A 22006-nucleotide genomic window follows, 5' to 3' on the forward strand; every position below is an offset into this window, starting at 1 on the left:
CCTCAATCCGTAAGCGAGAACTCGAGCTCCATGAACGCGAGTTCGGTACGCAGACGGGCGGAGACGGCACCGGCCTTGGCGGTGTCCTCGGGGGACACTTCGCGGGGGTCCGGCGTGGCCTCTTCCTCGCTGCTCTTGTTCTCCTCCGGCACGACCTGGGCGGACTCGGTCTCTGCAGGCTGAGCGGGCGGCGTGTCGCCGCTGGCTGCTGCAGAGCCGGGCTGGCCGGTCTCCTCGGAGGCGTTCTTGGGGGTGGCCGGGCGCCTGGCCTTTTCAGGCTCGGCGGCGGCCAGGACCTCACCGATCGATGTGTATGCGGCGGTGAGGCGGTCGTAGTTCGCTTGCGACAGGACGCGGCCGGCCTTCGCGCCGGTGGCCAGACTCTGGGCCTTAACGGCGAGCAGCTCGGTCTCGCGGTTCACGCCGAGCAGGCATGGGCCGACCTCGTGGAGGTCGAGGCGGCGTAGTTCGTAGTAGCCGCCCCAGGGGTGCTCGTCATCGCTGATCCAGCCGCCTTCGCCGACGTCGTAGGCGAAGGAGAACTGCTTGACTCGGCGCCCCTTGAGCAGGCTGTACACCCGCCTGGCGGTGGGGTTCTGATCGTCGCCTGTCAGGTCGTCGATCTGTCCGAGGACTTCCAGGCCTTCTAGGGTCTCGGTCGCTCGGAGGACGTGCCCGACGTGGGCGAACGGGTCGGACCACTGGTGTGCCCAGATGACCGGGACGGGATCTCCCGTAGCTGCCCACTCCTGCAGAGTCTGGGTGAAGGCTCCCGGGCGGACGACGTCGCCGTAGCTGTCCTCGTTGTTGAACACGCTGACCAGGGCGAGGAACTGCCCGTCGGCCAGGCCGTCGGCGGTCCCCGCAGCCTTCACCTTGGCGGTCACTTCCATGGTGCGCACGGTCAGTCCTCCTTCGCGTAGTCGAGTTGGCAGTTGCAGTTGACGAGCTCTTTCGTCTCGCCCTTGCCGTCACCGGGCCAGCGCAGACCGTTGGAGAACACGTCGTCGAGCGAGACCTGTTCGCCGTTCTGCGCCTTGTGGCTGGCTCTGGGGTTGGTGCCGCCGGTGCGCCAGATCTTCTTCGTCAGCCCGCTCGCGCCGGCCGCGTCGTGGCCGCCGAAGGAGCGCAGCTCGGTGGAGGCGGTCAGTGCCCGTGCAGCGGCCGCGGTGCCCCACGCACCGCCGGCCGACTGCAGGGCCTCCCGCCAGCCGTCGCCGCCCTCCTCCTGCACCTGGGCGACGGCCTCCCGTCCTGCCTCCTCGTGCTGCGCCGCATGCGTCTCAGCAGCAGCGAGGATCCAGGCGAGCATCACATCGGCCGACCAGTCCTCGGCCTCGGGGTTGTGAACGTCGAGGACCTCCCACGCGCCGACCTGCGCGAGCCGGAACCCGTGGTGGCCGAGGAGCGCCTGCAGCTGCGCGAGCCGGTCCTCCGATCCGGCTGCCCAGAGCTCCAGCAGATCCGGCGGCCCGTCGTCGGCCTTCGCGCCGGCCGCGACGAGCAGGGCATCGGCCTGCCGCTCGCTGAACCGGACGAGGCCCTTCTCGAGGGCGTCGCGCTCGGACACGAAGGTGCCGATGCTGGAAGGCTTGCCGCTCGCCTTGGTACGCGGCAGGCCACGCGCTTTCGGGGGAGCGTCGCCCGGCTCGGGGGCGGTGTCCCGAGGCGAGGCGAGGCCGCCCTCAGTGACGTTCATCGGGACGATCAGCTCGTCCCCGCCCTCGATGCGCGGCAGGTTGTTCCGGCCACGGATCTCGTTGCGGGTCATCCACGGACCACCGGTCGCGGTCGATGCCGCGGCGGCCTGCGACTCGAAGTCTCCACGCATCTTCGCCTCGACGTTGAACTCGGCGTAGACATCCGAGTTGTCGCCCGGCAGGTCCGGCAGGATCTGCGCGACGAACTCCTGCTGCAGGTCCACCGTCCAGGGACCCAGGGTGTCCTGGTAGAGGTGGGCGTGCTGCTCCTTGATGTTGCTGTAGGTGGCGTGGTCGAGGATTCCGATGAGCGGCGGCGGGATGTAGTACGCCGACGCGCACTCCTCCCGGCTCAGCTTCCGCCCCTCGATGTACTGCGCCTGCTCCGGGTTGAAGCCGATCTTGTCGTAGGTCATGCCGTCCTCGAGGATCGGAGTACCGCCCTCGCCTCCACCGCCGTCGGAGAAGCTGCGCCACATCTCGCGGAAGCGGCGCTTGTCGTCCTTCGACCAGTCCGGCGCATCGGCCGGACGGACGAGGACACCGGTGATCCGGGCCCCCGACTTCCACATCTTCGCCCGGGCCTTAGCCGCCTCCGACGACTCGAGGATCAGATCGCGTAGGGCCTCGATCGGAGACTCGCCGTACGTCAGGTCGTCGGGCGAGTAGCCGTGGATGTGGATCACTTCGTCCGGCGCGAAGTCCCGCCCGCCAGCGGTCTGGTAGTACTCCGGGGCGATCCAGTTCCCGCCGTACGGGCGGATCAGCTTGGGCGGCACCGGCAGGATCCGTAGCCGCCCGTTCAGCTTCAGCTTGATGCCGAAGAAGTTGTCGTACAGGGCGCGGTCGCTCACGATCCGCTCGATGAACCGGTACTGCGTCATCCCGGGCAGCGGCTCGCTGAGCAGCTGCGCGAGCGGGTGCCCGGTCAGCCGCTCCCGGTCGGTGTCGCTGATCCGGCGGAACGTATGGATGCCGAGCTGCGCGATGTTCCGGGCGATGAACCCGATGACCGTGCGGACCTGTGGCTGCGTGCGCCAGATCATTTCGTACTCCCACGGCGCGGCCCGCAGCGACATCGCCGCATGCGCGTGCGTGACCCCAGCCCCGGTGGTGGAGAGTTCACCGGAGCTGACCACGAACGCCATCAGCCACCACCCCCGGCGAGGACCTGGGTGAACTCCACCCTCGACCGCTCGACGACGATCTCGCCGTCCACGGGCTGCGGCTCCCGGCCGGCCTCGAGGAGCTCCGCGTCCCGCAGGACCAGGAGCGGGCCCCGCTGCGCCCAGAGGATCCCCCGGAACGCCTTGTCCTGCAGGTTGACGACGACTCGTTTCCGTACGGCTGTACGGCGCCACGCGAACACAGCAGCCTCCCGCTCCCGGCCGCTACACGACCATGATTTCGTCTTCGTCCGCGTACCGGGACTTCCGGCGCGGGGGCCTGGCGATGATCTCGGCCATGGCTGTGGCCAGCGCTGACACGCCGTCGATCTTGTCGTTGCTGTTCGCCTTGTCGGGCTTGACGTTGCCCGCGGGGTCCATGACGACGGCGAGGTTGTCGACACACCAGCGCACGACGGGATGCCCGCCGTGCCGCAGCGCCGGCACCTCGGGGGTGCCCTGCAGCGTGAGCCGCTGGATCTCCTTCAGGACCGGGCTCATGGTCTGGAAGCCCTGCCTCACCTTGACCATGGGGGCCCGCTCGGAGACCAGGTCGTTGGTCAACTGGCTGGCGTTCCACGGGTCGTAGCCGATGGACCGGACCTTGAAGGTGTCGCGGTCGCGGCGGATCTGCTCCTTGATGAAGTCGTAGTCCGCCACGTTGCCAGGCGTCTTGGTCAGGAATCCCTCACGCACCCACCGGGACGCGGCCCCGGCGGTCCGCTTGTCGAGGGAGGCGAGGTTGTCCTCCGGCGTCCAGAACCGCCAGACCGCGTCCAGGGTCCCGGTCTCGTCGTCGGGGAACAGCCAGCACAGCGCACACAGGTCGCTGGTGCTGGCGAGGTCCAGGCCGCCCCAGGTGTCCCGCTCCGCGAAGGCCTGCTCGTCGACCATGCCCGCGTTGCGGTCCCACGCGGTCAGCAGCAGGAACTTCGTCTCCTGCTTCGTGCGGATCCCTAGGTGCAGGCGCAGGAACTTCGCCAGGTCTGCAGGGGACTGCTTGGCCTCGTCCGACCGCGCGCGCATGTACGCACGGGTCGGGCTGATCCCGTACCCGGGGTTGGCCTTGCGCCAGGTCGCCTCGTCGTGCGGGTCGTCGTCCTTCTCCGCCGCCCACACCACGCCGTACACGGTGTGCGCGGTGAACACGCGCCGAGACAGCTGCTCGATCCGCGTGCGCTTGCGGTGGTAGATCGTCTCCCGCTTGCCGGAGTCGGCCGTGGTGATGATGACGATCAGCGGCTGCGTACGCGAGCCGGTGCCGGTCTCGATCGTCTCGACGAGCTCGGGGTCCTTGTGGATGTGGAGCTCGTCGATGACCGCGCCGTGCAGGTTCGCACCGTGCTGGGCGTCAGCGACCGAAGCGACGCACTCGAAGTAGGAGTTGCTCCGCTTGTGGACGATCTTCTTCTTCAGCGCGAGGACGCGGTCCTTCAGCGCCGGGGCCCGCTCGGCGAGCTGCTTGATCGGCGCGAACACGAACCCGGCTTGCCGCTCCGACGTCGCGGCCGCCACGACCTGCGCGCCGGGCTCGCCGTCCGCGCAGGTCAGGTAGATCGCGATGCCGCCCGACAGCGTGGACTTGCCGTTCTTGCGGGGCACGTCCACGTACAACTCGCGCACCACGCGCACGTACGCGTTCGCGTCCTCGTCCCACTGCACCCAGCCGAACACCGGCGCGATGACGTACGCGACCTGCCACGGGTCCGGCACCAGCGGGCGGCCGGCCCACTGGCCCTGGGTGTGCCGGAGCTTGGAGAACGCCCGGATCACCGTGTCGACGCGGTCGGGGTCGAACACGGCGCCGGGCGCCTCGCCCGGGCTGGGGGTCTGGATCAGCGGCGGGCAGTCCGGCAGCGGGATGCCGCGGCTCAGGAGGTACCAGGCGACCTCGGGGGAGAGCTTGAGCCGCCCGAGCTCGGCCTCGTCGGGGAGGTCGAACTGCGGCTCAGAACGGGTTGTCGTCCTCTTCGCCATCGTCGGCCCCTCTCGCCAGGGCCTGCTCGCTCGAGGGGGTCAGGCCGAACTGCGCGGCGAACGCCCGCAGCTCGCGGCCGGCGGAACGCGCGATAGCCACGGCGGGGTTCGGCACGGTGCGCGTCGTCTCGGCGCCGGAGACGCTGATGGTCGTGACCTCGGAGGTGATGCCCTCCCGGCTGACGACGCGGGTGGCCGTGACGAACTGCGACCAGGTCTCGCAGTACGCGGCGAGGACGGCGCGGTCCTCTTCCTTGAGGAGGTCCAGGCGCTCGAGGCCGGGCGCGACCCGCTTCCACTCGGCGGCGGCCTCGCGGCTGAGCCACGTCGGCGGCCGCGGCGGGATCCGGCGGAAGGCCGGCCCCTTGTTGACGACGCGGCCGCCGGAGTCGCGGCCGGGCGCACGCCCTGAGATGAGCTTGAGGGCGGCTGGCTTGGCGGTCCGTCCCACGCGATCACCCCCTGACCTGCATGTTTACTCAGCGTGACCGGTTCGGCGGCCATCGGCCGAAATTTATTCTGAGCGTAGAGATGCCGAGTTGACCGCGGCGGGCCCCCAGCCGATCAGGCTGGTGATTTTGACTCCCCTACCCCCTCCGGGGCATCCAGAGGGGGCCTTTTCGGCGTCTCAGAGTCCACGTCCGGACGCGTGACGAGGCCCTCTGCGGCGATGAGCGTCCGAGCCGCGTCGCGCACAATGTTGTTGAGTAGCTCCTCGCCGAAGCCGAAGGCGTTGCTGAGCTCGCGCCGGAACTCGATCAGGCGTTGCGCGGTGGTGCGCATGGTGGCCTCCTGAGGCTTGGGGAGTGGTCAGCGGGCCTTGCGGCGCCTCTGGTTGGCCCGTGCGGCCTCTGCCTTGCTCTTGACGTCGTGGCAGGTGGTGCAGGCGAGGCCGAGGTTGTCGAGGGAGCGGCGTGCTCCGCCTTCGCTGATGGGGATGACGTGGTCGAGCTCGTGTGGCTCGGCATCCTCGTCGTCGGGGTCGACGGGTTCGGCGCCGCAGATGTAGCAGCATCCGTTGTCACGCTTGGTGATCTTGCGCTTGAGCGTGCGCCACTCTCCGCTTGAGATGCCGTATCGCTCGGCCTTGTTGTCGCGTCCTCGCCATGGGATGGGCTGGTGTTCGTCGCAGCGTGATCCCTTGGTGGCGAACTCAGAGCACTCGGGGTCGGTGCAGCGTGAGGGTGGGGCGTACGGCATGGCCTACCCACCCCCCTGTACCTCCCCCTGGGGGTCCCCTGGGGGTCATGGGCGCCTGCAGGCCTTGCGTCCGCAGTCGATGATCCTGGGGTTGCTGTAGGCCTCGACGATGCTGTCTGCCTGGGCTTGGTGCTTGGTCATGGCGTCTGGGTCGATGCCTGTGGCTACCTCTAGCTCGGCGATGGTGTACGCGGATGCTCGGTGATGGGTAGGGCATCGGCCTGCGATGGCCTGCAGAAGGCTCCTGAGCATGGGTCAGGCGCTGGTGAGCGGCCTGTGGGCGTGCCTGGGGTGTCTGTGGGGGGTGTTGAGGACGTGGTGGGTCATGGGGGTCCTCTGGGGGGTGTGGGTGAGGTGGTTGGCACCCGCCCGGCGTGTGTACCGCGGCCCCACGCGGCTGCGGGAGACCTCCCCGGGTCTCGTACGCGTCGGGCGGGTGCCGGGCATCGAAAAAGGCCCTCGGGTCAGGTCCCGGGGCCTTGATCAATGCCTGTATGTGTGTCCGTTTTCGGACATGGCTGTGACGGGGAGATCGTTACAGCTCGCTGACCTGCGCGTCAAGCTGAATGGCGTTCAGGTTGCATGAGGGGCTGGTCAGAGCGCTTGAGGCGGTCCGCGTGGAGGGCAGTGACCTCCTGGACGTCGAACTCGGGGCGTCGGGGGCTTCCTCCGACGCGGTGGAGCTTGCCCCGGTGGACCAGGAGGCGGAGGTTCTCGCGGGAGACGCCTAGGAGCGTGGCGGTCTGTTCGGCGGTGAGGCGCCCTCGGCGTGGCTGGTAGGACTCCATGGGCCCATGGTGCCGTACGGGCGTTCGGGGCAGGCCCGGCCGGCGTTGCGGGCCGGGCCTGCTGGTGGAGGGTCAGTAGTTGCCGTTGGCGAGGAGTTCGCCGTCCTTGTCGTAGACGGTCACCAGGCCGTTGTCTGACTCGTAGCAGGACGCGAAGGCGGAGGCGATGAGCTTGCCGTCGGAGGCGTGCTCTCCGACGATGCCGCCGGTGTAGTCGGTGAAGACTTCGGCGGCGTCGAGGACGTTGTTCGACTTGTCCGTGCCGGTGACCTTCGTGACGTGCTGGACGGCTTCCTTCTCCGTGGGGGTGCCGGACTTGGCGACGCAGTCTTTGAACTGCTCGGCGAGGGGCTTGCCTTCGGCCTGGTCCTTGGTGCTGTCCTTGGAGCCTTCAGCGGTGACGGCCTTGTCCTTGCTGCTCTTGTCGGCGCTGTCGTTGCCACCTGCGGAGCTGATGACGGCGATGACGACGATGAGGGCGATGATGCCGAGGCAGCCCAGGCCCATGAACTTGCCGATGGACCGCTTCTTGGGCTGCTGCTGTTGCTGACTCACTGTGCTCCCTTGGTGCTTCTGGGTGAGGGTGTGAATGTAGTTTATATCGGGGCGAAGGCGGAGCCGAAGGATCGTTTCCGTCACTAGGTAGTGACTCGGAAGTGACAACCGTGCAGAGCACGGTGACGGAAGGCCCGGCGGGCGAGGTGGTCAGTCTTCCCGGGTGATTTCCACGGTGTACTCGTCCTGTCCAGCGCCTGCTACGGGCTTCGGTACGGGCGGGAAGTAGCCGCCTCGGGAGGCCTGGTAGACGGTTTCGTGGCCTTGCAGGCGGGGGTCGTCGGGCTCGATGGGGCCCTTGAATCCGAGTGCCATGATGGCGGTCTCCTGTCTCGTGTTCGGGATGGGTGGACCGGGGCGGCCGTACTTCTTGGCGGAGGGGCGGCCGCCCCGGGGCTTGGTAGATGGGCCGGTAGATGGTGGTAGACGGCCCGGTATACGCGCAGGTCAGTCGGCGGTAGACGGGGCGGGAGGCGCCCCCTGGGGCTCGGCCGGGGAAGGGGTCTGCAGGTCCCTTCGGCGCACCCCCCAGGTGGGGGTTCGGCCCACCTTCACGCCGCGGTCCACGGGCACTCCGAGGCGCTCCAGATGGACGCGCAGATCGGTGACCGTGCGGCCCTCCCACTGGCCGTGCTCCTGGAGGTGCTTGAGGACGGCCCGCAGGTGCACTCCGGAGCCGGTGCCCATGAGATCCAGCAGGAGGGTGCGGACGGCTTCCGCGCCGGCCTCCGCCGAGGGGGTCTGCAGGGTCTGTTCGGCGGGCTTCGGCGGGGGCTTGCCCGCGCGCCAGGACGCGATGGTCCACCAGCCGGTGAGCAGCCACATCAGGGACGGCAGGGCGCGCACGAGGCGGGCGAGGACGTACACGCCGAGGGCGAGCAGGGCGATCCGTACGAAGACGCCGAGGGCTCCGCGCCAGCCGGTCAGGTCGGCGCGGCGGCCACGGGCGCACCATGCTGCTGCGCGGGTGCCCAGGCGTCGGGCGTACGTGCGGGAGCCGACGGAGAGGCGTCCTGCGGCGCTGGAGAGCCGGGTCACAGGATGCCCGAGCCCTCGAAGAGGGCGCGGACGCCGTCGCCGGTGGCGTTGAGGGCGCTGGGGAGCCAGGCGAGGGCGCCGGCCATGCCTGCGGTGAGGCAGAGGGTGCTGCCGACGTAGGCGCCGCCGAGGATGCGCTTCTTGTCCTTCTTACCTGCGGCTTTGTAGGAGAGGACGGTGAGGGTGACGGCGATGACGACGACGAACGCGCCGGTCGCGCCGAGGCCGACGAGCTGGCCGGAGGTCAGGCCGGAGGAGGAGTCGGCGCCGGTGAGTGCCTGTCCGGCTCGCTCGCCTGCCCCGTTGCCGAGGGTGCCGGAGCGGGCGTGGGCCCAGCCGAGGACGCCGCCGGGGCAGGCCGCGGCGCACGCGGCGGCGGCGAAGCCCTTCCCGAACGACGAGAGCTGCTTCATCTCGCGGGGTCCGGTCCACCAGGGGTACAGGTTCGCGGTGAGGATGATCAGGGCGGCGAGGAGGCCGCCGAGGGTGAGGGTGGTCGTGGCGGTCACAGGTGTACTCCGGTGAGCAGGAGGAACGGGTCCCACCAGTGCAGGACGCCGAACGCGCCCAGCGAGCTGGTGACGAGGAGGACGCGGGGCAGCCAGCGGCCCGTGTGCCGGTCCAGGGCCCAGGCGGCGGCGAGCGCGACGGCCGCGATGACGTAGGCGGCGCCGACGCCGGCCTCGGTGCGGGCCTGGTAGACGGTGTGGGACCAGATGCCGACGGGGCTCTGCCCGGCGGCCCAGGGCAGGAGCGCGGCGAGGATCGCCGAGATCATGCGCCAGGTGACCAGCCAGTCCCACAGGCGGGCGAGGAGACCGGGCTCCGGCTCGGGCTCGGCGGGCGCCACCAGGTCGACGGTGACGCGGACCTCGATCGGCCCGGGTGCAGGCGCAGGGGGCCACGGTGCGGACGGCGGTAGGGCGGGTGGGGCCGGTGGTGGGGGTGGCGGGGTGCGCCAGGGCGGTGCCTCGCCGGGTGCCGGCGGCCGGGAGGGCAGCGGGGCACCGGCCGGGATGATCCGGGTGGGGGTGATGGGGCGGCGGTCGCCGGTCATGGGAGTCCTCTGGGGCGTGTGGTGGGAGTGGCCGAGGGGGCGGGCGCCGAGCCGGGCCAGGAGGTAGCGCGTACGGCGCTCGTCGGGGCCCGGCTCACGGCTCACGGGTAGAACCCGGTGCCTTTGCCGACACGAATGCGCGCCTCCTTGAGCCGGCGGCCGGCGGTGGCCTCGCTGACCCCGAGTAGTTCAGCCGCGGTGGTCTTGGTGAACTGATCGCCGTTCCTGAGCCGGGAGGCGAGCGTGGTGATCTGCTGTTGGATCTCGTCGCTCCCGGTCGAGTCCGGCTCACCGGGCGGCTCAGGGTCGGGCTCACGGCTCGGCTCAGGCTCACCAGCGGGCTCACCGGACGGCTCACGGCTCGGCTCAGGGCTCACCGGGCGGCTCACGGGCTCAGATGCCTGCGGCTCACGGGGAAGCGTGGGCGCGACGGTGTGAGCCGGGCCGACTGCTGTACGGCGAGCGGCGGTCTCGATCGCGAGCCAGGCCGCGTCGGCCTCGAGCTGGTCGCGGGTCACGGCGGGGGCCGGCGTCGGGGCGGCGGTGAGGGCGGGCTGTGGGGTCGGATCGGCCGTGGCTGAGACGGGCTCGGGGGTGTCCTGGGCGAACGCGCGCAGCCCGGCGAGGACCGCCTCCCCCGTAGCCGGGTTGTCCGTACGGGGTGGTGCGTGGGTCGGCTCAGGGTTCGGCTCACCGGGCGCCGGGTGAGCCGGGGGCCCGGGGGGCGGGGTCGGAAGGGTGATCTCAATGGCGGCCGCAGCGTGCTCGCCGAACGACTGCGCGGGCTGGGCTCGCGGACCCGGCTCAGGGCGGAGCTCATGAGCCGGGCCGTCCGGCTCACGGCTCACGGATGCCGGGCTCACCGGCTCACCGCCGGGCTCACGGCTCACCGGGGGCAGCTCAGGCCGCGCCGGGGCTGAGCCGAGCGTCCCGGCAGGCTCGGCGGCCGCGCCGACGGCGACCGGAGTGTGAGCCGGGGTGTGCTCGATGTCGAGGACGCCGGCCACGGGGGCCAGGGCGCGTCCGTAGCGGGTCAGCCGCAAGGCCATGACCGCCGAGACGGGGGCCTTGCTGCGCCAGCGGCGGCCGTACCGGGCACGCAGCCGGGCTTTCTCGATGCGCCGGTCCTGCTCCAGCCGGATCACGTGGTCGTAGGAGCGCAGCTCCCACAACTTCATGCGCCGCCACAGCCGGAACGTGCTGACGGGGTCAAGGAACCAGCGGCTCAGACGGACGGCGTCCATGTGACGGCCGACCGTGATGGCGGCGGTCCGGCCGATGGCGTGCCGGGCGGCCTCGACGACGACCACGAACAGGACGGGGATGACGGCGTGCATGCCGGTGCCGACCGGGTCGGGCCAGGCGGCGGCCGCGTTGAACGCGATCGTGGCGGCCGTGAGAAGCCATGCGGTGTGGCGGAGCAGGGGGAAGGGGATGCGCTGCCAGGTGAGGAGGAGGTCGAGGGCCAGGAGGACGAGGATCCCGGCGTCGATGCCGATGGGGAAGGCGTGCGCGAAGGTGCCGAAGCCCTTGGCCTGGGCGAGTCGGCGTACGGCGGCGTAGGAGCCGATGAAGCCGATGGCGGCGATCGTGGCGGCTCCGACGCCGACGGCGACGATGAGCCGGCGCTGCAGGCGGGTGAGTGTGGGGCGGTCGCCGGGTGGCGTCGTCACGGTGCTCCTCCAGGAGCAGGGAGGGCCGCGCCCCGGCCGGGGGTGGTACCGGGGCGCGGCGGTCAGGTGGGTCAGGTGGTGTTGCTCATCGGGCGGCCGCGGCTTCGCTCGCATGGGCGCGGGCGAGGGCGAGCTGGCTGCGGGCCTCGGCCTCGTTCGCGGTGCGCTGCTGCTGAGCGCGGGCGTAGTCGTCGGCGCACTGCTCGAGGAGGCTGGGTGCGGTGGCCTGGGCGTCGTGGGTGGTGGGCTTGCTCACGGCTGGTCACCGTCCTCGTCGTCGCAGCCGGGCAGGCCGGTGGTGTCCATGCCCATGGGCGAGGAGGCGTTGTGCATGCGCTGGACGGCCGCGGTCAGTGCGGCGGCGGCGCGCATGGCGTCCTTGCGGGCCTGGACCAGCTCGCTGACCTTCTGGTCCGGGTCACCGCCGTTGTCGATGCGGACGCGGCCGCGCTCGTAGGCGCGCATCACCGGGCCGGTGGACTGTTCGATGGCCTGGCCGAGCATTCCGATCAGGAACGAGAGGTTCCCGATCGCGGTGTAGGCGTCGCTGGGGTACTTCCAGTCGTCGCCAGCGGAGCGGGAGGCGTGGTTGAAGGCGCGGATCTGCTCGGCGGCCTGGTCCAGGTGACGGGCGGGAGTCTGGCTCATCGCTGCTCGCCCCTGACCGTGTCCAGGGCGATCGCGGCGAGGCGCAGGTGCGGGGCGTACTCGCCGCGCGTGACCGAGGTCGGCCGGTCGGGCAGGGCGCGGTACATGCGGCTGATGCTGTCCTCGGCGACGACGTCGGGGAGCGGGCGGAGGATGGTGTCGGCGGCGATGTCGATGGCGCGCTCGAGGTCCAAGCCGGTCAGCGGGTGGCCGGGTTCCATCTCGAGGAGGCGCGCGGTGGTGATGAGCATCTGCGCGGCGTAGGAGGGCTGGTTGAGGAGGACGTGGAGGGCTACGTCGACGGGGCTGGGCTGCGGGGCGGGCTGGTCGGTACGGTTGGCCATCAGGGCCTGCCTTTTCGTGATGGTTGAGGTGGGCCTGGCCCCGTCCCGGAGCGCCAACTCAGCGGGACGGGGCCGTTGTGCGTTGCAGGGAAACCGGTCGCGGTGTCCCCGCCTCAGCACCGTAGACCCTAGGGTCTATGCAGTGCAAGACCCTAGGGTCTAGAGTCGGGGTTGTCGCGCTCCACGGCACGGAGGGAGCGTCAGTGGACGAGCAGGTCGAGGAGGTGCGTCGACTCTTGGAGGCGATCGAGCGTCTGGAGCAGATGCAGGACGACGAGGCGTGCGCCAAGGCGGTCACGCAGGTGCTCGATACCTGGCCGGACCACCACGCGCGCCTGCGGGAGCTGCGCCAGGCGAGGGTCCAGCGGATGAAGGACTCGGGGATGACCTGGCAGCAGATCGGTGACGTCCTGGGCGTGCACGCGACCCGGGCACAGCAGATCGCCAAGGGGCTGCGAGGTTCAAAGCGGCCGAAGAAGGACGACGCCGCCGAGGCGTAGAACGCGCGAAGCCCCGCCACCCCAGTCGAGTTGGGGTGGCGGGGCTCTCGCGTGTCCGGGGCACACGCTACGCCGTGGTGGCGGGGCACGTCAGGCGGCCGCCGACTGCAGGTCGTCGGCCGTGGCCTGGTTGCCGGGCTGGAGGCGCCGCAGCTCGAGCCACCGGTCCGGCGGGTACAGGCTCAGGCACCAGCCGCACTGCACGGCCCGCCGGATGTCGGCGTAGATCCGGGAGCCGCAGACCACGCCGGAGGAGTCGACGGCCACGCAGTACCCGAGAAGCAGGGGCGGCTTCGGCTCGTCGAGTTCGTGGCCGGGCTCGGTGACACGCCGGATACGGGCGACCAGCTGGCGTACCTCCCGCGCGAGTTGCGCGCCCTGCTCCCACTGGGCGATGAAGTGGATGTGGCCGGCCAGGCCTACGGACGCGTCCCTGACCCGGTGCGCGAGGGACCCGGCGCGCGGGGGAACGGTCTGGTGGCGGGCTTCGCGGATGGCGTCGTGCCAGTCCTCGAGGACGCCGGCGATTCCTCCGGCGGCGCGGAGGGTGAGGGCCTCCTCGTCCAGGGGCAGCGGCGCCTCGGCCATGCGTACGCGGCCGCCGTACTGGGCGCCGCCGCGTACGCCGGGGACGAGCCAGTCCTCCAGTGCCGCCCAGAGGTGGGGCATGGCGGTGATGTGGTCCAGGGTGTCGATAGTGCATGTGGGGCAGAGGCCTTCGTACTGCTGGGTTGCCTTGCACAGGGTGCAGATCATGCGTGCTCCCCTTCCTGCAGATGGTGCGTGGGGTCGTCGGGCCACTCGATGTGGCCGCCTCCGTAGCCGCGGATGAGGTCTGCGGTGGTGGGGGCGGCCGAGGTCAGCCCGTACTCGGGGTCGTCGATCGCGACGGCCCAGCCGTCGGCCGTCTCGAAGCCGTCCAGCACCTGGTGGGGCAGGTGCAGACGGAACGGCCGGGACTCGGTCACGGGGCGGCGGGTGGGGTCTCGTGCGAGGCGTCCGGTGGGGCGGAGGTCGGTCGGGCGTGGATGACGCCTGGGCGGATCGACTCGTCCCGCACAAGCGGGAGGGAGAAAGCGCTCCACGCGGAGAGGAGTTCGGGAGCCGCGCGGGGCTCAACTGCCTTGGGCCGGAGGATGTCCTCCAGCTGGGCGAGCGTGTTCGGTTCGGCGGCGATCTCCTGCACCGGGTCCGTGCGGAAGAAGTAGAGCTTCATCGGGGCCTCCTCGACGGCGGGCCGTACGGCGACTGCCAGGCCGGCCGGTCGTCGGACGTGAGAACCGGCGGCGGCTGCTCGGACATAGGGGCAGGGGCCTGCGTGACGTCGGGGAGCCAGTGGCCCATCCGCACCTTGGGCTGGTAGAGCGGCTCGCGGGCGAGGTGCGGCCCGAGGATCTCCAGGGCGCGCTCGATCGGCGTCGGCCTGTAAGGCTCGGTGAGCGACGCGAGCAGCCCGCGGGGTTCCCAGGTGTCGAAGCCGTCGAGGAACTGGGCCAGGGACTCCTGGTAGCGGCGGGCGGCCTCCTCGGCGTAGGCGGCTGCGACGAGGCGCTCGATGAAGTCCTGGAAGTGCGTCGAGAGTTCCTCGGGCGGGCTGTCCTCCTCCAGTTCGACGCGGGTGACGCCCTCCACCGGCTCCCATCCGCCGTCTTCACGGGCGAGCCAGACGTGCGTGAACTCTCCGAATTCCAGTCCCATGTCAGGCCTCCCCGGTGGTCTGTTTGGCGCGCTTGCGGGCGTGGCGGATGCAGGAGCAGCGACGCGGACAGGCCCACCGGACGTGCCTGTTGCGGTGTTTGCCCCACCAGTGCCGGCCCCGGCCGCATGCGACGTCGTGGATGACGGCGTCTGGGGTGCAGACCTCTGCCTGGGACCAGCAGTGAGGGGAGTCGCGAGGGTCGTCGGTGATCTGGGCCTGGGCCATGGGTTAGTCCTTCGTGGACGGGTTGAGGAGGGCGGCGTGCAGCTCGGCGAGGCGGTGGTCCCACCAGCGGTTGATGAGCGTGCCGAGGGGCGGTGGCCCGGCCTTGACCCAGTGCTCGTACAGGGCGATGACGCGTTGTACGTCGGCGTCGGACATGCGGCCGAGCGTGGCGGTGATGCGGGCGGCGGGGAGGACCGCGGCGAGCACGGCGGCCGTGATGTCGTTGACCACCTGGTCGTGTTCGACGGTGAGGTTGTGCTCCGGCCACTGCAGGAGGATGCGGCGGACGGGGTCGGCGATCTGTTCGCGGAGCCCAGGCGTCTCGATCTCGTCGTGTGGCGGGCGGAGCACCTCGACGTCGTGTGCCGTTCCGGCCGGGCGGTTGCCGTACTTCGCGATCCACTCCTCTTGCACGCGGCTGGGAGCCGCGGTGGTGGGGGTGAGGCGTTTGGCGGCTGCGCGGGTGGACATGGCGGTCAGGTCGCCGTCGGGCCAGCGGAGGAGGGTCCATCCGGGCTCGGGGTAGACGTCGCCGTCGGATGTCTGCAGGACGAGCTGGTGGCCGTCGAAGCGGTGGGTGTCCTCTCCCAGCCACTTGATGAGGTTGGGGTCGTCGGTGCCGTTCCAGATACGGGTGTCGACGACAGCGGGCACGGTGTGCTGCAGCACGGTCAGCCGTCCTTGCGGTAGTTGACGGAGAAGCCGGGCAGGCCGAGGCCGAAGTCCGGGTCGGCGGAGGCCGGGCGGAGTGGGGCGCGGAGTTCGGTCTCGTCGACGCTGCACATGGGCTGACGGGGTGAGAGGCCGGCCGGGACGCCAGTCCAGCGGAAGGGCTCGCCGCAGTGCCGGCAGTTGACCCTGATCTCGGCCGTGTAGCCAATCACGGTGGGGTCGTTGTCGCCTGCGGCGATGCGGGCGACGCCGACGAAGGCGTCGAAGTCCTCATGCGTGCATGGCCGGTCGGGGTCGATGCGGGGCTGGACGCTGTCCGGGTCGATGGTCAGGTTGCTGTGTCCCCAGCGGGGTGCGCCGCCGTGGGTGACCTTGTTCCAGCCGGAGCCGTCCTCGTTGTCGATGTAGAACGTCTGGTCCCCGTACGTGACCTCGACGACGTCGCGGCGTGTGCCGACGAGATGGCGGGCCCAGTACTGGGGGAAGACGCCGTTGTCGGCGACGATCGCGGTGACGCGGCGGGCCTGGCAGGGCTCGCCGTTCCAGCGTGTGTCCTGTCGTTCGCTCATGCGGCCTGGTCCTCCTTGAGTGATGCTTCGTTGACGGGTGTGCCGTAGCCGGTGGGGATGCTGAGGGCCTGGCAGCAGGGGGTGCAGCGGCGGCGGCCGAGGCGGGAAAAGAGGCCGGGCAGCTCCCAGCCGCGGCGGAGTCTGCAGGCGGCGCGCGCGGGAACCAGCTGGCCCTCGTCGATGGCCGTGCGTAGCTGCTCGGGGGTGATGGCGGGTCCGGCGATGGCGTGGAGGCGCCGCCACTTGCCGCAGGTCAGCCACCAGTGCCCGGCGTTCTCGTCGATGGGGTGGGCTGTCATGCCGGACCCCCGGGCCGGTGGAAGGCGGCCGAGAGTGCGGCGAAGGCGTGCTCCTCGGCGGTGGTGAGGGTGGTGCGTGCTGCGGTCGGCCGGGTGCAGTCGGGGCCATGGACCTCGCCGTCCGTGTGTCGCCAGAACGAGCAGCAGGGAGGCGGTAGTTCGACGGGGGAGGTCTCGTCGTTGAGTCGCTCCAGTCGCTGCTGTACGGCCTGCTCGCGCCGGGCCTGGGTGTAGCAGCGGCGGGAGAGGGCGCCGAAGAGGTATGCGGTGAAGAGGCCGAAGAGGCCCAGCCACCAGGTGTGGAGGGCGGTACCCAAGGCCCCGGCGGTGAGGAGCGCGGCGGCGGCCGCGCTGGCGTGGGCGTACATGCGGGTGGTCATGGGCTGACCCGGATGATGGCGATGGGGGTGTTGGCGGCGAGCGCCTGGTGGAGTTGACGGAGGCGGAGGAAGGCGCGGGCGTCGCGGCGGCCGAGGCGTCCGCGAGTGGAGGCGGGCAGGGCGCGCCAGCAGGCGCGGCACAGGTACTGGCCGTGGTTGCGGCGGCCGGCGGTGCAGCCGGGGCACTTGGGTGTGTTCATCGGCGCGGCTCCAGGAATGCGAAGTCGCGGGTCTTGATCTTGGCCATGGGGCCGTCGGGGTGGTGGAAGACGAGGCCTTCCCACCTGTGCCGGCGCAGGAAGTCGGAGATCTCGTCGTACGTCCGGTCGTCGAATTCGACGCGCTCGGCGGTCGCGTGCCGGATGAGCGTGTGCCGCTCCAGCCCTTCCGGGTTGCCGTTGATCTTCGGCCCGCACAGTTCGTACGTACCGCTCGGCCACTGGCTTCGGATCTCGCGGGCCTCGGCGAGGTACTTGATGAACGACGACTGCCCGGCGGGCTCCCAGCCGACGGTCTTGCCTGTCCTCTGGTCGTGCTGGACGGCCTGGTATCCGGGCGGGGTGCTCTTGCCGGGCTTGACCTCGCGGCGCGCCCACCAGGCGCCGGAGTCGTCGAGGAGGATGCACGTGCCGTCGTACTTGCGGGTAGCAAGGCCGTGGCCTTCGAGGACCCACTCGCAGCCGGGTGTGACTTCGGGCAGGACGTGGCGGCGGTCGTCGGGGTTGCGGACGAAGAGCGTCGGGATCTTGTTCATCGGTTCCTCCGGCGGTCACGGCGGGTGAGGTAGGCGATGGAGAGGGCGGCGATCAGGAAGGTGAGCGGGCAGGCGGCGCCGACGTCCTCGGCGCCGCTGATGGCCAGGGAGATCACGTGGTCCTCCCGAGGAGTTCGCGGGCCAGTTCGATGGCCGCTGCGGAGGGCCGACCGGGCCCCGTGGCCAGCCACTCGACGGCGTCGGGGTGGTCGCAGCTGCCCCAGATCTGCGCGGCCGCGCGTGTGGTGGCCGCGCGCCACTTGATCTGTTCGGTCAGCCACCGGCTCAGGGCGCGTGCGACGGTGGGCGGGATGGCGCCGCCCGGGGTCAGCAGATCCCCCACACGCGGGGCGGTGTCGAGGAGTTCCACGGCCAGGCCGAGGAGCTGCTCACCAGTCGGCTCGCCGCCGGCGCACTGGGCGATGCAGTCCGGGGTGCCGTGACCGGGGCAGTCCTCCTTGTGGGAGAAGCCGGCGCGGTGGATGTCGCAGCTGAGCCACTCCGGGGCATGCGCAGGCACGCGCAGGGGGTGTCGGCAGACGCGGGCGGTCGGGTCTCCTTGCCCGGCCGGTCCGCTGTGGCGGTGGACAGGCGCAGCGGCCGACACGCTTTCGGCGGTGTGGTCAGCGGCGGCGGGTTGGGTGTCGGCGCGGTGGTCGAGGGCCTGGATCCATCCGGTCGCGTACGCGGCCAGGTCGACGAGCGCGGCCCGCAGGTCGGGATGCCTGCACTCGGCGAACACCCCGGCTGCGGCGGCGCGTACGACGTGGAGCCAGTCCAGGTGGCCGAACTCGGCGGCCTGGTCGCGCGCCATCTGGGCCACGTCGGCGTCGATGGTCTCGGGGTGCTGGCCGGTGCCGTCCGGCAGGCGGTGTTCGTCGCCGCCGAACGCGGTGCGCTGGCGGCCCCGCCGGACCGCGATCTCGCTGAGGACACCCTGCAGGCCGGGGCGCGGCGCCCACTGGTCCGAGATGTGACGCAGGGCCTGCGCGACCTGGTGCTGGTCGGTGCCTTCCGTGGCCGCCGCTTCCAGGAGCACGGTGCCCTGCTTGGGGCCCGGGCGGAGGATGACGTACGCGATAGCCTCGCGGCCGTCCACCACAACCATCCGTGCCTCGGCGCTGCTCTCGTCAGTGCTGCTCAAGGGGTGTTCTCCTGCTCTTCCAGGGGGAGCTGGCCGTCCGTGGACGGCGGGGGCTGGTTGAGCGCGCGGCGTACGGCGGCCGCGCTGGGCCGGACGGTCCGGCCGAGCAGGGCCCGCATCACTGCGCGCTGGTCGGGGCGGAGCTTGCGCCAGCAGCGGCCCCCGATCCGCCGGCCCATGGAGGCCTTGGAGCGGATGGGCTTGTGGCAGGCCTGGCACTCGACGGGATCTCTCATGGGATGGCTCCGAGCGGGTCCGGTGCGGGCTGGGGCGGGTAGTTGTCGATCGGGATCGGGACGGTTTCGACGAGGCGGGTGCGGCCGCGCACGGTGATCACCTGGGCCCCGTTCTGCAGGGCCTCGAGCAGCTCGGCGTCCTCGGGGTCGTACTCGCCGCAGACCTCGAGGTCGTCCAGGTCGTCCAGGTCGCGTTCGAGACAGGCGCAGTAGCCGTCCTCGCAGCCGCCGTACGGGCAGTCCACGAAGAACGGGAGCTGGATGGTCATGCCGCCTCACCTCGCGGTCCCGGGCGGGGCGGTGTCTTGGCATGGCGGCGGATGGCAGCGCCGACGACGAACCCGGACAGGGCGTCGCTGAGGTCGGCCAGATGGGCGGCCTGCTCGTCTGCGCTGCAGGGCGTGATGTGGGCGGGCAGTGCCGGGCGGGCTCCGCCGAACTGCCCTGTCGGGGTGTCCTCCGCGGGCATCTCGTGCGTCTCGGCCGTGTTCACGCTCCACCCCCAGCCGCCGGGAGGCTGCGCCTGGTGGAGCGCATCGGCTCGTCGGTGAGGTGAGGGCCGGCCATACAGCCCGGCTCACGGCAGTCGGACAGCGTGTAGCCGACCGGGGCACGCCCGTGGTGTGCGGTGAAGGCCACGCGGCGGGCGTTGTGGCTGCGGCCCTCGGCGAACAGCTGGGGCATACGGCCGCAGTAGGGGCCGGTCCAACGGACGTGGCCCTGGCCGTAGGTCTCGGTGTAGAGGGCGAGGGTCTGGGCGACCGTGCGGGAGGGGTTCGGCCGAACGGCCTTCGGGATGTTCCAGTCCAGCCGGATGAGCCGGATCGTCGGTGCGCTGAGCCCCACCTCAGCGGTGATCTCGGCGCAGGTGGCGCCCTGCAGGAGCAGGACGGCGACCTGCTGCTCGAGGCGGGCCTTGTCCTCCGGCGTGTACCGGTAGCCGGGCCCGACGGGCAGCGGGATCTTGTAGGCCTTGCGGGTGGCCGAGACGACGTGAGCGGACACACCGAGCTGCCGCATGACGGTGTCGTACGTCGCCCCCTGGTACAGCAGTTCGGCGACGTCGGCGCGGGGGTGTTCTTTCCTCATCGCAGTCCCCTCTGCGGCTGTCCCCAGAGCGGGGCCTGCACGGTGGGCCTACGCCGCGCGGGGCGGGAGGTCTGGGTGGGCGGCTGCGGGCTGCTGGGGGCGCAGCTGGAGAAGTGGCTGACGGCCTTCCATTCCAGGAGGGCGGGGACGCAGTCGGGCTCCTCGCGGGTGAACTCGCGGACGACCAGGCCGCCGAGGCCGGTGGTGCGGGCGGCGAGTCCGCCGGCCGGGGACGGCAGCGCGTTGATCGGGGTGCGCTCACCGGGCCGGGGGCCGCTGGCCCAGCGGATGAGAGCGCCGCACCGGTTGCATGGGGTGGTGCCTCGGGTGGGGTGCGGTGTGGTCGGCATCAGGTCTCCTCTCCGCGCTGCTCGGCGGCGGCGGTGCGGGCGTCGTGTGGGGCGCGGCGGCGGCCGGCCTTGCTGGTGCAGGGCTGGCCCTCCTGGGCGACGCAGCCCTCCTGGGGGCAGGCGATGGCGAGCGCCCCGGTGGTCGTGGTCCGGCCGAGCTGGGCTCGGATCTGGTCGGGCATGTAGCCGCGGTCGGGCATGGGCGCCTCCTCCAACGGGCGGGCACACGGACGGGGTTGAGGGGGCCGGGGCGGGGTGGCGCCGACGGCTGCGGGGAGGTGGCCGTACTGGTCGCGCAGAAGCGGGGCCGCGCGCAGTACGCCGTAGCGGTGCAGCGCGGCCGCCGGTCCGTGGGTGGCGGCGACGGCCAGGACGTCGGCGTCGCTGGCCGCCGCGCGCTGCCGGTACGTGGCCTTCGCGGGCAGCTGCTCGCCCTCGGCCTGGCGGTGAGCGCGGAGCTCGGCGAGCCGGTCGTTCAGCTCGCGGGCGCGCCGCCAGTGCTCGCTGGTCGCCTGCCGGTTGACCGTGCAGGACTCGCACGTGGCGCCGGTCGGCCAGAGTCGGCCGTCCTCGCACAGCGGCTGGCCGCAGCCGCGGTGGACGACGCCGACGGCGAGGAGCCAGGCGGCGATGTCGCGGATGGGTCCGGCGTCGCGGTAGCGGGTGGCGATCCGGGCGGCCATCCGCTCCGGCGTCATCAGCGTGGTGGCGCCCTGGTCGAGCTGGCGGCCGATCTCGCGGGCTACCTTCCGCAGCAGGAAGCGGTTGGTGTCCGGCTGCTGCAGGAGGTGGCGGACGGGGGCAAGGCTGACGTGGATGCGCTCGGTCCAGCGCAACTCCGGTCCGCTGTACGCCTGTCCGGTCGACGGCTGCTGGGTGGGGCGGGTGCCGCGCGGAGCGCGAGAGACGCCGGGCCCGAACGTGCCGTCGGTCAACTCGCTCGCGTCGACCGGGGGCTTACCTACGGTCACTCGCCTACGGCGGGAACCACCATCCTCCTGGGGCGCAGCAACAACGTCAGTGGGAACCCCGGTGTATTCCTTGATCGCGAGGGATCCGCCATCGGTGGCCGGACCGGATCCGCCATGGTTGTCCGCACTCGCCTCACCGTGCTGGCCTGACGCGGCCGGGGCCTCGACGTCCACCGCGGTCACGGGGGTGTCGAGGTCGAGGGCGAGCTGCTCGGCGAGGATCGGGTGGGAGTTCACGGCCACGGTGTGGCGGCCCTGGTGGCCGGTGCGGTGGCCGACGCTGACCCAGCCGGTGGCCTCCAGGTCGTGGATGATGCGGCGCGCGGTCCGCTCGGACAGGGGCTTGCCCGGGGTCTTGCCGTGGTGGTGGAACAGTTCGCCCGCCAGCTCGGCGGCGGTGGGCTGATAGCCCGGGCTGTACTTGGCGGTGTGCGCCATCAGCAGCGCGGCACGCAGGCGGCGCGGCTCGAGGGCGTCGCACATCGCCACGGCGACCGTGACGTACCGCTCGGCGTCGACGACGGACCGGACCTGACGGATCGCGGTGCGCCCCTTGCCGGACTTGCGGGTCATGCGGCGGGTGGAGAACTCCGGCAGCCCGCCGTCCGGGCCCGGGTGCCGGCCCTCGGTGAGAGCGCGCTGGAAGTCGCGCAGGGACAGGCCGCAGAAGCGGGCCATCTCGGTGACGTGGGCGTTGCAGTGCTCGGGGTTGGTGTCGACGTCGAGGGCGGCCATCTTGGCCCACGCCTTGATGAACGCGTCGGAGTAGTGGGGGCCGCGGTAGATGCGCTCGGGGATCTCGACGGTCTGGACGGCGCGGCGCTGCGGGCGGCGGGGCCTGACCCGGGCCACGCCACCGGCCCCGCCACGGATGTGGCGGGGCTCGGCGGCGGTGGCACGGGCAGCGGTCATCGGTCAGGCGCGGCCGGTGCAGGCGGTCAGGACCAGCTCGGCCGTGGTGAGAGCGGCGCC

Annotated in this window: 35 protein-coding genes; 1 reads left to right on the forward strand and 34 read right to left on the reverse strand. The window is 71.5% G+C overall.

Features of this window, described 5'->3' with window-relative positions; translation table 11 throughout:
• Positions 1-2: 2 nt before the first annotated feature.
• The 16 genes from H4687_RS29005 to H4687_RS29080 form a co-directional block, all read right to left on the reverse strand.
• Positions 3-893, reverse strand: coding sequence for an HK97 family phage prohead protease (locus H4687_RS29005; protein ID WP_046913305.1), 891 nt, complete (start codon positions 891-893; stop codon positions 3-5).
• 11 nt (positions 894-904) lie between these two features.
• Entirely contained in the window at positions 905-2848 is a 1944-nt protein-coding gene (locus H4687_RS29010) for a phage portal protein (RefSeq protein WP_046913286.1), read from the reverse strand.
• Positions 2848-3069: a hypothetical protein gene (locus H4687_RS29015; protein ID WP_046913285.1), complete on the reverse strand. Its 222-nt coding sequence runs from the start codon at positions 3067-3069 to the stop codon at positions 2848-2850. Before H4687_RS29015 ends, H4687_RS29010 begins: the two co-directional genes overlap by 1 nt.
• Positions 3070-3091: 22 nt before the next feature.
• Positions 3092-4843: a terminase large subunit gene (locus tag H4687_RS29020; RefSeq protein WP_046913284.1), complete on the reverse strand. Its 1752-nt coding sequence runs from the start codon at positions 4841-4843 to the stop codon at positions 3092-3094.
• On the reverse strand, positions 4815-5294 hold the full coding sequence (locus H4687_RS29025; protein ID WP_046913283.1) for a phage terminase small subunit P27 family: 480 nt from the start codon (positions 5292-5294) through the stop codon (positions 4815-4817). Before H4687_RS29025 ends, H4687_RS29020 begins: the two co-directional genes overlap by 29 nt.
• A 113-nt stretch (positions 5295-5407) precedes the next feature.
• Positions 5408-5626: a hypothetical protein gene (locus tag H4687_RS29030; protein WP_046913282.1), complete on the reverse strand. Its 219-nt coding sequence runs from the start codon at positions 5624-5626 to the stop codon at positions 5408-5410.
• Between the two features lie 27 nt (positions 5627-5653).
• Positions 5654-6043 (reverse strand): HNH endonuclease, encoded by a 390-nt coding sequence (locus tag H4687_RS29035; protein WP_046913281.1) that lies wholly within the window; start codon positions 6041-6043, stop codon positions 5654-5656.
• Between the two features lie 860 nt (positions 6044-6903).
• On the reverse strand, positions 6904-7386 hold the full coding sequence (locus tag H4687_RS29040; RefSeq protein ID WP_233443708.1) for a hypothetical protein: 483 nt from the start codon (positions 7384-7386) through the stop codon (positions 6904-6906).
• Between the two features lie 150 nt (positions 7387-7536).
• Entirely contained in the window at positions 7537-7701 is a 165-nt protein-coding gene (locus H4687_RS29045; RefSeq protein ID WP_159026073.1) for a hypothetical protein, read from the reverse strand.
• 132 nt (positions 7702-7833) lie between these two features.
• Positions 7834-8424, reverse strand: a complete 591-nt coding sequence (locus H4687_RS29050; RefSeq protein WP_050399503.1) for a hypothetical protein — start codon at positions 8422-8424, stop codon at positions 7834-7836.
• Positions 8421-8933, reverse strand: a complete 513-nt coding sequence (locus H4687_RS29055; protein WP_050399504.1) for a hypothetical protein — start codon at positions 8931-8933, stop codon at positions 8421-8423. The genes H4687_RS29050 and H4687_RS29055 overlap by 4 nt, the downstream gene beginning before the upstream one ends.
• Positions 8930-9586: a hypothetical protein gene (locus H4687_RS29060; RefSeq protein ID WP_233443709.1), complete on the reverse strand. Its 657-nt coding sequence runs from the start codon at positions 9584-9586 to the stop codon at positions 8930-8932. The genes H4687_RS29055 and H4687_RS29060 overlap by 4 nt, the downstream gene beginning before the upstream one ends.
• Positions 9583-11154 carry a DUF2637 domain-containing protein gene (locus tag H4687_RS29065; protein WP_318787713.1) on the reverse strand — a complete coding sequence of 524 codons (1572 nt, stop codon included), beginning with the start codon at positions 11152-11154 and terminating at the stop codon, positions 9583-9585. Before H4687_RS29065 ends, H4687_RS29060 begins: the two co-directional genes overlap by 4 nt.
• A gap of 85 nt (positions 11155-11239) precedes the next feature.
• Positions 11240-11410: a hypothetical protein gene (locus H4687_RS29070; protein ID WP_159026230.1), complete on the reverse strand. Its 171-nt coding sequence runs from the start codon at positions 11408-11410 to the stop codon at positions 11240-11242.
• A complete protein-coding gene (locus tag H4687_RS29075) occupies positions 11407-11802 on the reverse strand; it encodes a hypothetical protein (protein ID WP_046917887.1) in 396 nt (131 codons plus the stop codon). Before H4687_RS29075 ends, H4687_RS29070 begins: the two co-directional genes overlap by 4 nt.
• Positions 11799-12146, reverse strand: coding sequence for a hypothetical protein (locus tag H4687_RS29080; protein WP_050398152.1), 348 nt, complete (start codon positions 12144-12146; stop codon positions 11799-11801). The genes H4687_RS29075 and H4687_RS29080 overlap by 4 nt, the downstream gene beginning before the upstream one ends.
• A gap of 203 nt (positions 12147-12349) precedes the next feature.
• Between H4687_RS29080 and H4687_RS29085 the strand changes: the two genes are divergently transcribed.
• Positions 12350-12646 carry a hypothetical protein gene (locus H4687_RS29085; RefSeq protein WP_233443317.1) on the forward strand — a complete coding sequence of 99 codons (297 nt, stop codon included), beginning with the start codon at positions 12350-12352 and terminating at the stop codon, positions 12644-12646.
• Between the two features lie 90 nt (positions 12647-12736).
• Here H4687_RS29085 and H4687_RS29090 read toward each other — a convergent pair whose 3' ends face one another.
• The 18 genes from H4687_RS29090 to H4687_RS29175 all read right to left on the reverse strand — a co-directional run bounded on the left by H4687_RS29090 (position 12737) and on the right by H4687_RS29175 (position 21946).
• The gene (locus H4687_RS29090; RefSeq protein WP_046917888.1) at positions 12737-13402 is read right to left on the reverse strand and encodes a hypothetical protein; all 666 of its coding nucleotides are present in this window, start codon (positions 13400-13402) and stop codon (positions 12737-12739) included.
• Complete coding sequence (locus H4687_RS29095) at positions 13399-13614, reverse strand: hypothetical protein (protein WP_046917889.1); 216 nt, start codon at positions 13612-13614, stop codon at positions 13399-13401. The genes H4687_RS29090 and H4687_RS29095 overlap by 4 nt, the downstream gene beginning before the upstream one ends.
• A complete protein-coding gene (locus tag H4687_RS29100; protein WP_046916434.1) occupies positions 13611-13862 on the reverse strand; it encodes a hypothetical protein in 252 nt (83 codons plus the stop codon). The genes H4687_RS29095 and H4687_RS29100 overlap by 4 nt, the downstream gene beginning before the upstream one ends.
• Positions 13859-14344: a hypothetical protein gene (locus H4687_RS29105; RefSeq protein ID WP_046916433.1), complete on the reverse strand. Its 486-nt coding sequence runs from the start codon at positions 14342-14344 to the stop codon at positions 13859-13861. Before H4687_RS29105 ends, H4687_RS29100 begins: the two co-directional genes overlap by 4 nt.
• A 1-nt stretch (position 14345) precedes the next feature.
• Positions 14346-14570, reverse strand: coding sequence for a hypothetical protein (locus tag H4687_RS29110; RefSeq protein WP_046916432.1), 225 nt, complete (start codon positions 14568-14570; stop codon positions 14346-14348).
• 3 nt (positions 14571-14573) lie between these two features.
• Positions 14574-15239 (reverse strand): hypothetical protein, encoded by a 666-nt coding sequence (locus H4687_RS29115; RefSeq protein ID WP_046916431.1) that lies wholly within the window; start codon positions 15237-15239, stop codon positions 14574-14576.
• A gap of 2 nt (positions 15240-15241) precedes the next feature.
• On the reverse strand, positions 15242-15811 hold the full coding sequence (locus H4687_RS29120) for a hypothetical protein (protein WP_046916430.1): 570 nt from the start codon (positions 15809-15811) through the stop codon (positions 15242-15244).
• Positions 15808-16110 carry a hypothetical protein gene (locus H4687_RS29125; RefSeq protein WP_046916429.1) on the reverse strand — a complete coding sequence of 101 codons (303 nt, stop codon included), beginning with the start codon at positions 16108-16110 and terminating at the stop codon, positions 15808-15810. The genes H4687_RS29120 and H4687_RS29125 overlap by 4 nt, the downstream gene beginning before the upstream one ends.
• Entirely contained in the window at positions 16107-16490 is a 384-nt protein-coding gene (locus H4687_RS29130) for a hypothetical protein (RefSeq protein WP_050399508.1), read from the reverse strand. Before H4687_RS29130 ends, H4687_RS29125 begins: the two co-directional genes overlap by 4 nt.
• Complete coding sequence (locus tag H4687_RS29135) at positions 16487-16690, reverse strand: hypothetical protein (protein WP_046916428.1); 204 nt, start codon at positions 16688-16690, stop codon at positions 16487-16489. The genes H4687_RS29130 and H4687_RS29135 overlap by 4 nt, the downstream gene beginning before the upstream one ends.
• Positions 16687-17244, reverse strand: a complete 558-nt coding sequence (locus H4687_RS29140; RefSeq protein WP_046916427.1) for a hypothetical protein — start codon at positions 17242-17244, stop codon at positions 16687-16689. Before H4687_RS29140 ends, H4687_RS29135 begins: the two co-directional genes overlap by 4 nt.
• Positions 17245-17356: 112 nt before the next feature.
• Positions 17357-18388, reverse strand: a complete 1032-nt coding sequence (locus H4687_RS29145; RefSeq protein ID WP_050399509.1) for a hypothetical protein — start codon at positions 18386-18388, stop codon at positions 17357-17359.
• Positions 18385-18624, reverse strand: a complete 240-nt coding sequence (locus H4687_RS29150) for a hypothetical protein (protein WP_046916426.1) — start codon at positions 18622-18624, stop codon at positions 18385-18387. The genes H4687_RS29145 and H4687_RS29150 overlap by 4 nt, the downstream gene beginning before the upstream one ends.
• Positions 18621-18893, reverse strand: a complete 273-nt coding sequence (locus H4687_RS29155) for a hypothetical protein (protein ID WP_046916425.1) — start codon at positions 18891-18893, stop codon at positions 18621-18623. Before H4687_RS29155 ends, H4687_RS29150 begins: the two co-directional genes overlap by 4 nt.
• A complete protein-coding gene (locus H4687_RS29160) occupies positions 18890-19117 on the reverse strand; it encodes a hypothetical protein (protein WP_046916424.1) in 228 nt (75 codons plus the stop codon). Before H4687_RS29160 ends, H4687_RS29155 begins: the two co-directional genes overlap by 4 nt.
• Complete coding sequence (locus H4687_RS29165) at positions 19114-19713, reverse strand: hypothetical protein (protein ID WP_046916423.1); 600 nt, start codon at positions 19711-19713, stop codon at positions 19114-19116. Before H4687_RS29165 ends, H4687_RS29160 begins: the two co-directional genes overlap by 4 nt.
• Positions 19710-20063, reverse strand: coding sequence for a hypothetical protein (locus H4687_RS29170; protein WP_046916422.1), 354 nt, complete (start codon positions 20061-20063; stop codon positions 19710-19712). The genes H4687_RS29165 and H4687_RS29170 overlap by 4 nt, the downstream gene beginning before the upstream one ends.
• Positions 20063-21946 (reverse strand): hypothetical protein, encoded by a 1884-nt coding sequence (locus H4687_RS29175; protein ID WP_050399510.1) that lies wholly within the window; start codon positions 21944-21946, stop codon positions 20063-20065. Before H4687_RS29175 ends, H4687_RS29170 begins: the two co-directional genes overlap by 1 nt.
• Positions 21947-22006: the final 60 nt, after the last annotated feature.

The sequence above is a fragment of the Streptomyces stelliscabiei genome, assembly GCF_014873495.1.
Lineage (GTDB): Bacteria > Actinomycetota > Actinomycetes > Streptomycetales > Streptomycetaceae > Streptomyces > Streptomyces bottropensis.

Excerpts from the sequence above, each read along its gene's own strand:
- H4687_RS29035 (WP_046913281.1), bottom strand. The coding sequence starts at position 6,043 with ATGCCGTACGCCCCACCCTCACGCTGCACCGACCCCGAGTGCTCTGAG.
- H4687_RS29005 (WP_046913305.1), bottom strand. The coding sequence starts at position 893 with ATGGAAGTGACCGCCAAGGTGAAGGCTGCGGGGACCGCCGACGGCCTG.
- H4687_RS29110 (WP_046916432.1), bottom strand. The coding sequence starts at position 14,570 with ATGGCCCAGGCCCAGATCACCGACGACCCTCGCGACTCCCCTCACTGC.
- H4687_RS29090 (WP_046917888.1), bottom strand. The coding sequence starts at position 13,402 with ATGATCTGCACCCTGTGCAAGGCAACCCAGCAGTACGAAGGCCTCTGC.
- H4687_RS29075 (WP_046917887.1), bottom strand. The coding sequence starts at position 11,802 with ATGAGCCAGACTCCCGCCCGTCACCTGGACCAGGCCGCCGAGCAGATC.
- H4687_RS29030 (WP_046913282.1), bottom strand. The coding sequence starts at position 5,626 with ATGCGCACCACCGCGCAACGCCTGATCGAGTTCCGGCGCGAGCTCAGC.
- H4687_RS29120 (WP_046916430.1), bottom strand. The coding sequence starts at position 15,811 with ATGAGCGAACGACAGGACACACGCTGGAACGGCGAGCCCTGCCAGGCC.
- H4687_RS29105 (WP_046916433.1), bottom strand. The coding sequence starts at position 14,344 with ATGGGACTGGAATTCGGAGAGTTCACGCACGTCTGGCTCGCCCGTGAA.
- H4687_RS29135 (WP_046916428.1), bottom strand. The coding sequence starts at position 16,690 with ATGAACACACCCAAGTGCCCCGGCTGCACCGCCGGCCGCCGCAACCAC.
- H4687_RS29125 (WP_046916429.1), bottom strand. The coding sequence starts at position 16,110 with ATGACAGCCCACCCCATCGACGAGAACGCCGGGCACTGGTGGCTGACC.
- H4687_RS29150 (WP_046916426.1), bottom strand. The coding sequence starts at position 18,624 with ATGAGAGATCCCGTCGAGTGCCAGGCCTGCCACAAGCCCATCCGCTCC.
- H4687_RS29140 (WP_046916427.1), bottom strand. The coding sequence starts at position 17,244 with ATGAACAAGATCCCGACGCTCTTCGTCCGCAACCCCGACGACCGCCGC.
- H4687_RS29045 (WP_159026073.1), bottom strand. The coding sequence starts at position 7,701 with ATGGCACTCGGATTCAAGGGCCCCATCGAGCCCGACGACCCCCGCCTG.
- H4687_RS29080 (WP_050398152.1), bottom strand. The coding sequence starts at position 12,146 with ATGGCCAACCGTACCGACCAGCCCGCCCCGCAGCCCAGCCCCGTCGAC.
- H4687_RS29175 (WP_050399510.1), bottom strand. The coding sequence starts at position 21,946 with ATGACCGCTGCCCGTGCCACCGCCGCCGAGCCCCGCCACATCCGTGGC.
- H4687_RS29100 (WP_046916434.1), bottom strand. The coding sequence starts at position 13,862 with ATGAAGCTCTACTTCTTCCGCACGGACCCGGTGCAGGAGATCGCCGCC.
- H4687_RS29155 (WP_046916425.1), bottom strand. The coding sequence starts at position 18,893 with ATGACCATCCAGCTCCCGTTCTTCGTGGACTGCCCGTACGGCGGCTGC.
- H4687_RS29165 (WP_046916423.1), bottom strand. The coding sequence starts at position 19,713 with ATGAGGAAAGAACACCCCCGCGCCGACGTCGCCGAACTGCTGTACCAG.
- H4687_RS29020 (WP_046913284.1), bottom strand. The coding sequence starts at position 4,843 with ATGGCGAAGAGGACGACAACCCGTTCTGAGCCGCAGTTCGACCTCCCC.
- H4687_RS29010 (WP_046913286.1), bottom strand. The coding sequence starts at position 2,848 with ATGGCGTTCGTGGTCAGCTCCGGTGAACTCTCCACCACCGGGGCTGGG.
- H4687_RS29170 (WP_046916422.1), bottom strand. The coding sequence starts at position 20,063 with ATGCCGACCACACCGCACCCCACCCGAGGCACCACCCCATGCAACCGG.
- H4687_RS29130 (WP_050399508.1), bottom strand. The coding sequence starts at position 16,490 with ATGACCACCCGCATGTACGCCCACGCCAGCGCGGCCGCCGCCGCGCTC.